Source organism: Marivita sp. S0852, from assembly GCF_046591575.1.
Classification (GTDB): domain Bacteria; phylum Pseudomonadota; class Alphaproteobacteria; order Rhodobacterales; family Rhodobacteraceae; genus Marivita.
The window spans coordinates 387,413-399,598 of the sequence record NZ_JBIQWA010000002.1; the positions used below are offsets into that span (position 1 = coordinate 387,413).

At 61.3% G+C, this 12,186-nt stretch carries 14 protein-coding genes and 1 tRNA gene; 6 read left to right on the top strand and 9 right to left on the bottom strand.

Annotated features, from left to right (window positions below):
• Positions 1-8: 8 nt before the first annotated feature.
• Complete coding sequence (gene rocF, locus ACG74X_RS06075; RefSeq protein WP_411233255.1) at positions 9-932, bottom strand: arginase; 924 nt, start codon at positions 930-932, stop codon at positions 9-11.
• 116 nt (positions 933-1,048) lie between these two features.
• On the opposite strand from rocF, the gene ACG74X_RS06080 reads away from it, so the two are divergent.
• The gene (locus tag ACG74X_RS06080) at positions 1,049-1,477 is read left to right on the top strand and encodes an Lrp/AsnC family transcriptional regulator (protein ID WP_411233256.1); all 429 of its coding nucleotides are present in this window, start codon (positions 1,049-1,051) and stop codon (positions 1,475-1,477) included.
• On the opposite strand, the gene ACG74X_RS06085 is transcribed toward ACG74X_RS06080, so the two are convergent.
• Positions 1,474-1,941, bottom strand: a complete 468-nt coding sequence (locus tag ACG74X_RS06085) for a disulfide bond formation protein B (protein ID WP_411233257.1) — start codon at positions 1,939-1,941, stop codon at positions 1,474-1,476. The genes ACG74X_RS06080 and ACG74X_RS06085 overlap by 4 nt on opposite strands.
• Position 1,942: 1 nt before the next feature.
• The gene (locus tag ACG74X_RS06090; RefSeq protein WP_411233258.1) at positions 1,943-2,557 is read right to left on the bottom strand and encodes an exopolysaccharide biosynthesis protein; all 615 of its coding nucleotides are present in this window, start codon (positions 2,555-2,557) and stop codon (positions 1,943-1,945) included.
• Positions 2,558-2,761: 204 nt separating this feature from the next.
• On the opposite strand from ACG74X_RS06090, the gene ACG74X_RS06095 reads away from it, so the two are divergent.
• Positions 2,762-2,847: transfer RNA gene (locus tag ACG74X_RS06095), tRNA-Leu, on the top strand.
• A 54-nt stretch (positions 2,848-2,901) separates the two neighbouring features.
• Here the strand turns inward: ACG74X_RS06095 and ACG74X_RS06100 are convergent.
• The 3 genes from ACG74X_RS06100 to ACG74X_RS06110 are packed head-to-tail and all read right to left on the bottom strand — an operon-like array spanning position 2,902 to position 5,935.
• On the bottom strand, positions 2,902-4,122 hold the full coding sequence (locus ACG74X_RS06100; protein WP_411233259.1) for a DUF2201 family putative metallopeptidase: 1,221 nt from the start codon (positions 4,120-4,122) through the stop codon (positions 2,902-2,904).
• Positions 4,123-4,124: 2 nt separating this feature from the next.
• A complete protein-coding gene (locus tag ACG74X_RS06105) occupies positions 4,125-5,231 on the bottom strand; it encodes an AAA family ATPase (protein ID WP_411233260.1) in 1,107 nt (368 codons plus the stop codon).
• Complete coding sequence (locus tag ACG74X_RS06110) at positions 5,228-5,935, bottom strand: hypothetical protein (RefSeq protein WP_411233261.1); 708 nt, start codon at positions 5,933-5,935, stop codon at positions 5,228-5,230. The genes ACG74X_RS06105 and ACG74X_RS06110 overlap by 4 nt, the downstream gene beginning before the upstream one ends.
• Positions 5,936-6,035: 100 nt before the next feature.
• Here ACG74X_RS06110 and ACG74X_RS06115 point away from each other — a divergent pair, with 100 nt between their 5' ends.
• From ACG74X_RS06115 to ACG74X_RS06130, 4 genes are read left to right on the top strand one after another with little or no spacing between them, the layout of a single operon-like run.
• Positions 6,036-6,692 carry an ABC transporter ATP-binding protein gene (locus tag ACG74X_RS06115; RefSeq protein WP_411233262.1) on the top strand — a complete coding sequence of 219 codons (657 nt, stop codon included), beginning with the start codon at positions 6,036-6,038 and terminating at the stop codon, positions 6,690-6,692.
• On the top strand, positions 6,689-9,085 hold the full coding sequence (locus ACG74X_RS06120) for an ABC transporter permease (RefSeq protein ID WP_411233263.1): 2,397 nt from the start codon (positions 6,689-6,691) through the stop codon (positions 9,083-9,085). Before ACG74X_RS06115 ends, ACG74X_RS06120 begins: the two co-directional genes overlap by 4 nt.
• The gene (locus tag ACG74X_RS06125; protein WP_411233264.1) at positions 9,075-10,115 is read left to right on the top strand and encodes a lipocalin-like domain-containing protein; all 1,041 of its coding nucleotides are present in this window, start codon (positions 9,075-9,077) and stop codon (positions 10,113-10,115) included. Before ACG74X_RS06120 ends, ACG74X_RS06125 begins: the two co-directional genes overlap by 11 nt.
• Complete coding sequence (locus ACG74X_RS06130) at positions 10,108-10,662, top strand: pyridoxamine 5'-phosphate oxidase family protein (protein WP_411233265.1); 555 nt, start codon at positions 10,108-10,110, stop codon at positions 10,660-10,662. Before ACG74X_RS06125 ends, ACG74X_RS06130 begins: the two co-directional genes overlap by 8 nt.
• Positions 10,663-10,885: 223 nt before the next feature.
• Here the strand turns inward: ACG74X_RS06130 and ACG74X_RS06135 are convergent, their stop codons facing one another.
• The 3 genes from ACG74X_RS06135 to ACG74X_RS06145 are packed head-to-tail and all read right to left on the bottom strand — an operon-like array spanning position 10,886 to position 12,183.
• On the bottom strand, positions 10,886-11,491 hold the full coding sequence (locus ACG74X_RS06135; RefSeq protein WP_411233266.1) for an NTP transferase domain-containing protein: 606 nt from the start codon (positions 11,489-11,491) through the stop codon (positions 10,886-10,888).
• A 58-nt stretch (positions 11,492-11,549) separates the two neighbouring features.
• On the bottom strand, positions 11,550-11,888 hold the full coding sequence (locus ACG74X_RS06140) for a glycine cleavage T C-terminal barrel domain-containing protein (RefSeq protein WP_411233267.1): 339 nt from the start codon (positions 11,886-11,888) through the stop codon (positions 11,550-11,552).
• Entirely contained in the window at positions 11,782-12,183 is a 402-nt protein-coding gene (locus ACG74X_RS06145) for a hypothetical protein (protein ID WP_411233268.1), read from the bottom strand. The genes ACG74X_RS06140 and ACG74X_RS06145 overlap by 107 nt, the downstream gene beginning before the upstream one ends.
• Positions 12,184-12,186 lie beyond the last annotated feature (3 nt).

Below are 12,186 nucleotides of genomic sequence, written 5' to 3' on the forward strand. Positions count from 1 at the left end.
TGCGGTCCTTACATCAAACGTGGGGTGGGGCGATCAAAGATGCGGCGACCAAGGGCCGAAGCGGCGAGATCCACCATCAGATGGGCGGTCCGTCCGCGTTCATCCAGCATGGGGTTCAACTCGACCAGATCCAGAGAGGTCATCAGCCCGCTGTCACACAGCAGCTCCATCACCAGATGGGCCTCGCGCACGGTGGCTCCGCCGGGAACGGTGGTTCCGACAGCCGGTGCGTGGCTTGGATCGAGGAAATCCACATCAAGCGACACATGCAGCGCGCCACCTGCGCGGGCCACATCATCCAGAAACGGGGTCAGCAGGGCGGCCACACCAGATTCGTCCATCGCGCGCATATCGAAACCGCGAATGTCGGTCTTTTGCATCAACGCGCGTTCGGGAAGGTCAACAGAGCGCAGGCCGATGATGCAGGTGTGATTGGGCGGCACGGCGGCGGGCAGGGGCGGGAAGCCGTCAAACCCGGATTGACCGGTGGCATAGGCCAGCGGTGTGCCGTGCAGGTTGCCGGATTCTGTCGTCTCTAGCGTGTTGAAATCGCTATGCGCATCAAGCCACAGAACGAATTGGGGCCGGCCCTGTTTCGCGGCATGGGCGGCAACGCCCGGAACGGTGCCCAGGGACAGGGCATGGTCACCGCCAAGGAAAATCGGCAGGCCGTTTTGCATCGCGTCTTCGGCGGCGCGCATCAGGGCGGTGGTCCAGCCCAGCGTTTCGCCAAGATCGACCAGACCGTCGCGGTCCGGGGTGTCATTGGCATCCGGCACGACGTCACCTGCATCGCTGACGCCGTGACCCAGATCGGTCAGCGCGCGGGCCAGACCCGCTGTGCGATAAGCGTCCGGTCCCATGAGGCAGCCTCGGCGCGCTTTGCCGCAGTCGAGGGGGGCACCGACCAAGATAATGTTCTGCGAATCCATGTCTTTTCCTTTGCGGGGATCACGCAGACTTAATCTGCGGAATGCGCAGTGCAGAAGTGGTCAAAGCGAACAATCTGGTTTAATGTTGACCGAAACGCTAAGTACGAGTGATCAAAATGGATCAGACGGATAGACGCCTGATTTCGGCCCTGCGCCATGATGGACGGGCGTCTGTGTCGGATCTGGCGGGGCTTTTGCAGATCTCGCGCGCAACCGTGCGGGCGCGGCTTGACCGATTGCGACATTCCGGCGAGGTGATTGGCTATACGGTTGTTCTAAAGGACGATGTCGCGCGCGATTCGGTTCGGGCGCTGATGATGATCGGGATCGAAGGCCGTGGCACCGATCGAATTTTGCGCCAGATTTCGGGGTTGTCGGACGTCCGGGCCGTACATTCCACCAATGGCCGATGGGATGTCATCGCCGAACTTGGCACCGACACGTTAGAGGCGCTGGACGCGGTGTTGTCCCGCATTCGCAAATTCGAAGGTGTGACCCAATCCGAAACATCGCTGTTGCTGTCCACGCGCAAAAGCGCGCTTTAGGCCGGGCGACGCGCCGCTGCGATCCAGATACCGGCAAGGATCAAGGACAGGATCATGTTCCAGCTGGCCATTGACAGACCCATGAACGCCCATGCGACATCGTCGCAGCGGACAACCGGAGCTGTCATGATCTGTTCAAACAACTCGTCCGTGCTGAGCCCGCCAATGGACTGAGCGGAACAGCTTGTCGGCCCTTCCCACCAGCCGCGTTCAACGCCGGTGTGATAGCCGCCGATCCCCGCCGTCACAAACGCCGCCAAAGCGCCCAGCCACGCTAGGGCGGCGTTGCCGAAACGCACGGCGATAAGCCCGATTGCGATGGCAATGATATGCGGGTAGCGCTGCCAGATGCACATCTGGCAGGGGGCAAGACCGCCCAGATGCTGGAACGCGTAAGCCCCCAGCATCAAAGCCAGCGACCCCGCGGCTGCGGTCAGCATCAGCATCTTGCGTGTGAGCATCATGTCAAAACCCTATCCATGTCGTGATCAGGCTGGCCAGCGTGGCACCTGCAATCAACAGTGTGGCGATCCATGCCGTGCCCAGAAGCGCGCCCAGGATCACAAGAATACCGTCGCGCTGTAGCAGACCCATGGCGACCACAACAACCGCGAACCCCGGCACCGTGTTTGTGCCGGGCAAAGGCACCAGAATAGACGCGCTGAACAACACCAGCGCCAGGCCGACGATCCGGTCCAGCGGGGTGCGGGTCAGAAAACTGAGCCTGGGGCGGCTGAATGCCTCGATCCGTCGCAGCCACGGTCCGGCGCGCTGTGCGAGGCTGTGCAAATCCCTGGACGAGACACTGCGCGCGGCCAGAGGCGAGGGCAACCACGGCATGCGGCGGCCCAGCAGGATTTGCGCCGACACGAACATCAGCGGCAATGAGACCACCTGCGGGATGCCATACAAAAAAGGGATGCAGCAGGGCAGGGCCAGGATCAGCAGGAACAATCCGAACGCGCGTTCGTTCAACTGTGCAAGAACCCAGCCCAGCGTGGTAGGCTGACCTTCGGACTCTGTTGCAAGCTGATCAAGCCGATCTGAAATCGCCATGTCCTCTGAAGGGGCCGCTGTCATTTGGGTGTCTCCATAGAGGGGGCAAGGCGATGTATGACGTCTGTATTGGCGCGTCAGGTAGCAAATCGCTACGGCTTGCACCAGCGCCTTGCATGCAGTTGGCTGCGGTTCTGGGCAGGCCCGCAGCCGCAAGTGATATCCCGACACTTTCTGCGTGATAGGGACTGGACCTTTTCGGACAACTTCGCTAGCACCACGACCGTGGCCCAAGTGGCGGAATGGTAGACGCAGGGGATTCAAAATCCCCCGCCTTCACGGGCGTGAGAGTTCGAGTCTCTCCTTGGGCACCACTTTTTTCACCGTCTGCAAACACGCGCCCTCGGGGTTCGCCGGGTCCGACCCTGTCAGCGATCCATCTCGACCAGTGTTCCAAACGGCGGCGCAGGCGTTACCGGGGCGGGCACAGCCCATAAAACCGGGTGTTTAGGACGTTTGGGAAGCGGCGCGTCAAGATCGGTGAGGACAATCAACAAAGATGGGTCAAGGCTTTTGGCCGTTGCGAAAACCGGCTCAAGATTTGTGCCGCCGCCCCGGTTCAGCTCTAGCCGGGTCAGGTCGTCATGCCGCTCTAGCTTGAGCTGGCTATGAACCACGGTGTCGAATCCCAGCAAATGGACGTCCGTCCCGCTGCGCCGTTGAATGCCAAGGGTTTCCGCCGCAAACAGATCAAGCTGGCTGTCGGTGATCGAACTTGACGTGTCCAGCGCAACCACAAGGCGCGGACGTTGAATATCGCGACTGACGCCCGGTTCATAGGCCGGGGACCGCGCGGCGTTTTGCCGGGCAAACGCCTCTTGCGCGATCCATCGAGACGCCGGGCGTTTGTATGACAGTCGGAGCATGTCGCTGACCGCCTTTGCCAGCAACCGCCGCAACCGCAATTCCCACGGCACGCTTGAATGCGGAAGATCGCCAAAGCGAACCAGCGCCGCACCGATCCCGATCCCAGCGGCACGGCCAAGGTCAAGCGCCTGATCCACACGGCCCGACCAGAAGTCGCTGTCGGTTTCAAATGTGCCGCTGGTGGTCAGATCGGGGGCGAATTTGCGTTTGAGCATATACGCCTCAACGGTCGGCTGGCGGTCTGATGGATCGCCGTCCAGAGGTTTTGCAAGCGCATGGTACAGTCGGTCCGTGTCCCATTCGGCCAGAATGTTGGGCGCGACATTGTCGGGTCCGGGCAACAGATCAATCACCTCTTTGGCCCGCACAGCAGGGCGCGGCAGCGCATGACCACCGGTCAAAAGAGTCTCGTTTATGATCGCATCGGAGGCCAGATTATACAGCCTTGGCTGAAACTTGCGGCCCAGTCTGGATGCCATTTCTGCAGATCTTGCGCTGTGGCGCAGGGCGACATGCAGGATATGATGTGCGGCCAGTCCGATTTGTTCGGGCACCGACAGGTGTTCAAAATCCGGACCATACAGAATTGTGTCGCCGTCGGTGCGGGTCGCGTCTGCGTGGTCGTGATGGCTGCACCAAAGGGCCAGGGCGGCAATTGCCGGATCGACATCCCCCATCTGCGCCAAAGCAACCCGCGCGCGGCGCGTGTGGGACGCAGACATCCCTAAAGCGCCCCGGCCGCGCGGCGATCTTGTGCATATTCGGCATAGGCTTTGGAGTCGCGAAAGGCGTCCTCAAGCCCGTTGGACAATGCCTTGCGGATGAGCAGCTCAAACCCAAAGCTGGTCAATTCACCCAAGGGCAACGCGGCCACATCACTGGATCTCAGGGTGCGGATGTCGGCCATCACATCGATGATATCAGGCAAGGACGCCTTGTCCGCCTGCGTGACCAACCCGTAAATAAGGCCGACCAGCCCGTTCATCGTGGTCGGATAAAGCGACGCGCGTTTGCCGCGTGACGTCGCCAGAAGCTCGTCGACGGTGATCACACTGTCCAATTCATCTGCAACCCGCCCAAGATCTGCACCCGCCGCGCGCCCGATCGTGCCGGCCACCATGATATCGCGGATGCGTCGATCGGAAATGGAGTGCAGGATCTGGCTCACCCGTTCCCAGGAGCGTGGGGTGCAGGTGATCATGTCGCCGCGCCGAAGACTGTCTTCGGTGGTGTCCAACAGATCGGGCCGCGCGCGCAGGAACGTGGTGACCACGGGATGCAGGCTTTGATCGACGGCGTAGCGTTCAAGCCAATCCTTGGCGTTGGCCTTGACGTGCAGATGCACCAGACGATCCGACAGGGCGGTGCCCATCTCGTAGGCGATGGCACCATCCTCGACCGTATTGCCGGCCGCCACGATCAAGACGCTGTCGGGCAGGCTGTGCCGCCCGACCCGGCGCTCTTGCAGCAAGCCGTAAACAGTCGGCTGCAAATACGGTGATGCGGCGGTCAATTCATCCAGAAACAGGATCGCGGGTTTGCCGGGCCGATCCGGAAGATCCTCGGGGCGATACCACAGGGTTTTCTGCGTGTCGTGATCGTAATAGGGCAGGCCGCGAAGGTCTTGCGGTTCAATCGTGGTCAGGCGGATGTCAAAAAGTTCGGCACCGATTTGATCCGCAAGTGTCTGCACAAGCTGGGTTTTTCCGACGCCCGGCTTGCCATGTAACATCCAGGATGTGGTCAAGCCCGCCTCTATTTGCGCCCGCCAGGCCTCTGTCAGAACCTCAAGCGCGTCACCGGCGGATATAGTGGCTGAATTGACGCTCATGCCGGAGCCTCTTGTGATTTCGGCGCGTCCAGAAGGGCCGCCAGACGCGCATGGCCGGACACGCCACGCGTGTCGAAAGTGACACTGCGCAGGTACTGATCCTGACGCAGGTTCGCGGTATGCAGCGCGCGTTCGGTGAAGTCTTCGTCGAACAAGGTGTCAGAGATCAGCGCCCGCTCGGTGTCATCAATCGACAGGACACGCGGTTTGCCGTCACCGGTTTGCACCGAAACAAGCGTCAGCGGGGCCACATGGGCCAGTTCGGATTGTTCGACAACCAGCATCAGCTCTCCTGTGGTTTGGCCACGATGGGCGGCCACTTGTGTCAGGATACGTCTGGCCCGGTGGGCAAAACTGTCCAGCACCCGCGCGGCATCGTCCTCTGACATCAGCGCGGCGCGTTTGTCGGACGAGATGCGCAGAACTTTCATTTCAAAAAAACCGATCAGCAGGATCATCGCCACAGGGGCCTGCGAAATCGGAAGCGCGAGATCCCGCCAGATGAACATCGCGGCGACAAAGGGCGACAGGGCGATAAAATATCTCAACGGTTCGTTTTCCAGTACCACACGCACAATCAGACCGATCCCCGCATCGCGTTTGGGCAACAAGGCAATCCGGTGCAAAACCCGGCGTGGCACAGATCCTGTTTCCAGCGCCTTGGGGTTCCAGACCGTGTCAGGGGACAGCAGAAACACACTCATGCCAACCGAGGTAGCATTGGCCCGCGTTTGGGCAAAACAAAGAACACGGTTTTTCCAATCAAGGGCTTTCCATTGCGTGGTGTCGTGATAGCTCAGGCACATGGTTTTGAGGGTCAAGAATGTAAGCAAATCCTATCCCGGTGTCGATGGCGCGGTGCCGGTGCTGCGCGGCGTGGATATTGCGATGTCGGCGGGCGAGACCCTGGCCCTGACCGGGGAATCGGGGTCCGGCAAAAGCACCTTGCTGCATGTGATCGGCGGATTGGATATTGTGGATGACGGGACCATCGAAGTGGCCGGTCAGGACATCACGGGCCTTGATGACACCGGGCGCGCGGCGTTGCGGCGCTCGGACGTGGGTGTGATCTTTCAGCAATTCAACCTGATCCCGTCTTTGACGGTCGAGGCCAATATCGCCTTTCAGGCCCGGCTTGCGGGACGGTTTGATGCCGCGCGCTTGGCGCAGTTGTCGGACGCGCTGGGGCTGACGCCGCATTTGGCGAAATACCCGGAAGCGCTCTCTGGAGGGCAACAGCAAAGGGTGGCGATTGCCCGCACATTACTGGCGCAGCCAACGCTGGTTCTGGCGGATGAACCGACCGGAAACCTTGACGAGGCAACGGCGGCCGATGTGCTGGACCAGATGCTTGCACTTGTCCGCGACACCGGCGCGGCCCTGATGGTTGTCACTCATTCTCCTGTGGTGGCGGCGCGGATGGATCGTCAGGTGCATCTGAGCCAGGGGCGATTGGCGTGACCAGGAGCGTTCTGGCCGCGCTGCTGTCGCATTGGTGGCGCAACAAGCTGCAATTTTTTGCCCTGATCTTTGGTCTGGCTTTGGCAACAGCTTTATGGTCGGGCGTTCAGGCCATCAATGCCGAAGCGCGCGCCAGCTATGACGCGGCGGCGGCAACTCTGGGCGAAGGCCAGTTCGACCAGCTTGTCCCTCGGACCGGGGATACCTTTGCGCAAGACACCTATATCGGGCTGCGACGTGCCGGATGGCAGGTTTCGCCGGTGCTTGAGGGACGTCTGACGCTTGACGCTGGTCGCGTAAGGCTTGTCGGGCTTGATCCGTTGACCGCACCGGGCACGCTTGCCCCGGTTGGCACGGATGGAGAAACCGATCTCGGGGATTTCCTGACGACTGGTGTCCTGTTTGCTGACGCCGAAACAGCGCGCCTGCTGGATGGTGCCGTTCCCCACCAGATTGTGGTTGATCCCGGCGTGGCCCCCGGCGTGGCCCTGACCGATATCGGGCTGGCGCAGCGGCTACTGGATCTTGATGATGTTCTAAGCCGTTTGATTGTCGCGCGGGTGCAGCCGATGGGCGTGCAGCCTTTGGCGCGCCTCGCACCTGATCTGGTGCGCCAGCCCGCGCAAGAGGCGGGCGCTGATCGCCTGACGGACAGCTTTCACCTCAACCTGACCGCATTTGGCCTGCTCAGCTTTGCGGTGGGGATTTTCATCGTCCACGGCACGATTTCCTTGGCGTTTGAGCAACGGCGCGGCATAGTGCGCACCTTGCGTGCGTTGGGGGTTCCGCTGCGCAGGCTGGTCAGTCTCATGATTGCGGAGCTGGTGCTGTTTGCGCTGATCGCTGGTGCGCTTGGTGTGGTGCTGGGCTATGTGATTGCCGCTGTGCTGTTGCCCAATGTCGCGGCCACGTTGCAGGGGCTATATGGCGCGTCGGTGGCCGGAACCCTGCAGCTGCGGGCCGAATGGTGGAGCTCTGGCATCGCCATTGCGGTTCTCGGCACGCTTTTTGCCGCGCTGGGGGCGGTGTGGAAAATTGCAACCATGCCGCTTTTGGCCAGCGCCCGTCCACGGGCCTGGACGGTCGCGTCGGGAACCACGGCGCGGCGATTGGGGCTTTGCGCGCTGGCGCTCTTTGGCGTTGGCGGCGGCATCGCACTTTTGGGGCAGGGGCTTTTGTTGGGTTTTGGCTTGCTGGCATGTGTGCTGATCGGGGCCGCCTTGGGGTTGCCTTGGGTGTTGCGGAGCGTGGTGGGGGTGATCGCGCAGCGCGCCACCGGGGTGACGTGGCACTGGTTCTGGGCCGACACGCGCCAGCAGGTGCCGGGAATGAGCCTTGCCCTGATGGCGCTTTTGCTGGCCACGGCGGCCAATGTCGGTGTGTCGACAATGGTGTCCAGCTTTCGGGTGACGTTTGTCGATTTCCTTGACCAGCGATTGGCACCCGAACTGTTTGTCCGCCTTGAGGATGCCGCGCAAAGCGCGTCTTTGGAGGCGATTCTGATCGCCAACACCCGCGAAGTCCTGCCGCTGCTGAGCGTCGAAACCGAGATTGAGGGCATCCCGTCCGATCTGTTTGGGGTGCGCGTGGGTCCAACATATCGCGACAATTGGCTGTTTCTGGCCGACAGCCCGGACGTCTGGGACCGCGTCGACCAAGGCGACGCGGTGGTGGTCAGTGAACAGCTGGCCCGTCGGGCCGGTGTCTGGGTCGATGATGACATCGTCGTGACGCGGGATCTTGCGTTGCCGATTGCGGCCATTGTTGCGGATTACGGAAACCCGCTGGGGCAGGCGCTGATCTCTGAGGCGGCGTTTCGCGCCCGCTATTCTGATCTTGTGCCGCAGCAATTCGGCGTGCGCACCGATAGCCCCGATGCGCTGAGGCAGGTATTGACCAGCGATTTTGGTCTGCCGGACGGGGCGATCATAAATCAGGAACGGATCAAGGCGTTTTCGCTGGATGTGTTTGAGCGGACCTTCACAATCACCGGTGCGTTGAACATTCTGACGCTGGCAGTTGCGGCCTTTGCGATCTTGATGAGCCTGCTGACCCTCGCAGCGATCCGCGTGCCACAGCTTGCCCCGGTCTGGGCCTTGGGTCTGACCCGGCGGGCGCTGGGGCGGCTGGAGCTGTTGCGCGCGGTTGTGCTGGCGCTTGTCACAACCATCCTTGCCATCCCGCTGGGATTGGTTCTGGCTTGGGTGCTGTTGTCTTATGTCAACGTCGAAGCGTTTGGCTGGCAATTGCCGATGTACCTGTTTCCCGCGCATTACGCGGTGCTTAGCGCATTTGCCCTATTGGCGGCAGCCTTGGCCGCGCTTTGGCCCGCGCTGAGGTTGATGCGCACGCCGCCATCTGATCTGCTCAAGGTGTTTGCCAATGATCGCTAGGATCTTTGCCCTGCTGCTTCTATGGCCCACGCTTGTGTCGGCGCAGGGGTTTGCCGGTCTGGGCACCCAGGCCGATGGTTTTTCGGTGCCTGCGCCCGGCTATGTGTTCGATTTTCCCAAAGATCATGGCCCGCATCCGGATTTCCGGATCGAATGGTGGTATCTGACGGCCAATCTGGAAGGCGCGGATGGCATGCCTTACGGTGTGCAGTGGACATTGTTCCGATCCGCGCTCGCACCCGAAACGAAAGACGGCTGGCAAGATCCGCAGATCTGGTTTGCACATGCGGCGGTGACAACCCCCAGCACGCACCTGGTGGCAGAACGCATTGCCCGTGGCGGCATCGGGCAAGCAGGCGTGACCGCCCAGCCGTTTGAGGCGTGGATTGACGACTGGTACATGAAGGGCCCCTCATTCGAGGACATGCGTCTGACGGCGCGGGGCACGGATTTTGCCTATGATCTTGACCTGTCCGCCACCGGCCCCTTGGTGTTTCATGGAGATAACGGGTTTTCGGTGAAATCGGCGCAAGGGCAGGCAAGTTACTATTATTCGCAGCCCTATTTCGCTGTGACCGGCACGCTGTCCTTGCCTGACGGGTCTGTCGATGTCACCGGGCGTGCGTGGCTTGATCGCGAATGGTCGTCCCAGCCTCTGGCGGACAATCAATCGGGCTGGGATTGGTTTTCCCTGTCTTTCGACAGCGGCGACAAGCTTATGGGCTTTTTGCTGCGACAAGACGATGGCACGGCGTTTTCCTCCGCCACCTGGATCGCGCCCGATGGCACCACCACCGCGTACCCGGATGGCGCGTTTGCCGCGCAACCGTTGGCAATGCATAACGTGGCCGGGCGTACGGTGCCGACACGATGGGCGGTCCAATTGCCGGACAGGAATGTGGATGTGACCGTGTCGGCACTGAACCCGGATGCGTGGATGGGGTTGTCGATCCCGTATTGGGAAGGCCCTGTGACAATCGCAGGTAGCCATTCCGGGCGCGGATATCTGGAGATGACAGGCTATGAGTGATCCGAACGATCTGGCGGCGTTTCTGGACCTGGGGTGGCAGCGTCTGACGCGGGGGGTTCAGGATCGCCGGGCCGCAGCGCGCCATCCGGTCTTTGCAACCGTATCGACCAAGGGTCTGCCAGAAGCCCGCACCGTCGTGCTGCGCGCAGCGGATCGGGGTGCTGCGACGGTCGAAATCCATACCGACAGCGGGTCGGGCAAGATGATCTCCCTAAGGCAGACCCCCGTCGCGCAGCTTCATATCTGGGATGAAAAAGCCAGGCTGCAAATCAGGTTGTCCACATCCGTAGAAATCAACCAAGGGGCGTCTGTCGCGCAGGACTGGGCGCGTGTGCCCGAAGGGTCGCGCATGGCCTACGGAGCATCGCCAAAACCCGGATCACCCATCGCGCGCGCCCATGCCTACACAAAATTATCGCGCGAGTCGGCCTTTGCGGTGCTGATCTGCACGATTCGCGAAATAGAGCTGATGCAATTGTCCGATCCCCACCGCCGCGCTGTTTTTAAGGCCGAAACGGGCTGGCAGGGCGGATGGATCGTGCCGTAGCGTCACCTTCAGACATAAAGCGGCTTTGGCCCATTCGGATTTTTGGCAATTATCGCCTTGCCTCCAAGCGGGATTTCAGTAATTTGCGCCTCAAGCGACGCTTTTGATACAAAGTTGTCCGGTCGCGCCCTCATGTGGCAGCAACCGAAATGAATGGGACGGTCGGGGAGAGCCGTCCCATTTCTTTGTAACCAGCCGTTTTGTCCGCAAACTTATCCACACCCTACCTGTCCGGGTTTTGTGCGCGCCACGCTGCCCAGGCATCTGGCGTATCAAGGTCGGTGATCGCGACGTCTTTGGGCAAGGCAACGCGGCGCACGCGGTGCAAGTTGGCCTTCAGAATGGACCTTGCCCCGGTGTCGCCACTCAGCCGCGCAAAGCCCGTGGCAAGCGCTGCCGGAAAGATCACGGGATGGCCCGGCACGCCTGTTTCGCTTGTGGCTTGCAGGATGGTGTCGCCTTCGGTCGCGCGAAAGGCCCGGATCATCTGCTCCAGATGCTCTTTGCGAATATCCGGCATATCCGCCGGAAGCACCATCACCCCCATCAGTTCGTCGGGCAGGTAGGGCAAAACCCGCCGCAATGACGCCGACATCCCCGATTGCGCATCCGGAACCTCGACCGGGGTCGCTGCCAAATCCGCGATTGTGTCGCGCCGCAGGGACGGACCTGACGGCAGCGTTACAAACACCGCGTCCGACACTTGCACGGCGCGCTGTGCTATTCCGAACAGCAATGGAGACCCATCTACGGGTTCAAGCAGCTTGTCGCGGCCAGCCATGCGACGGCTTGCACCGGCGGCGGGAATGACGATGGCGATTTTGGTCATAAAAGGCGCGGGTGTGTCCAGTTGGGGCAGCGCGTCTTAGCGCGATCTGCGACTGAACTCAAATGCGCATCAGCGCGCCATCCGGATCACAGAACTGCGTGGTGATCAGCACAGCGTTCCGCATCTGGCCCAGAATTTCAATCTGGGTGCGCAGCCCATCCTGCACCAGCCCGCGTGGGATCAGCCCCAGTGCGATGGACGGGTCGGCAGGGTGCGAGTATCCGCCGGAGGTACAAAAGCCGCAGAGCTTCTCGTCATTCCAGATCAGTTTATACCCCTGCACGTCCGCGTCATCCGCATCTGCGGCAACGACGCCTAAAATCCGCGCGTGGGGTGTGGTCCTCTCGGCCTCGGCGGTCGGATAATCGGGCGAAAACTCGGACAGACCCCCAACCAAAGAACTTGTCCAGCCGCAGGCTTATCATCGCGGGCATACCAAAAGGGCGCATGCCGTGGTCTTTGCCCGCGTCCCAAAGCGGGTGCCAAAACTGCCGTTGCGAAATCGGGTCGCAATAGATCTCGTATCCCAAAGCGCCGGTATGGCTGATGCGCTGCGCAATGCTCGATGCCATCGCGTTGTTGGCCCAAGCATGTGCGGGCCGGGTTCTGTGCGTCCTGCCCGAAAACGACACCGGGTGTCGGCACAGGGCAACCTCCGGTGCGCTGCGACGCAAAGGGTGGGGCGGACCCATTGG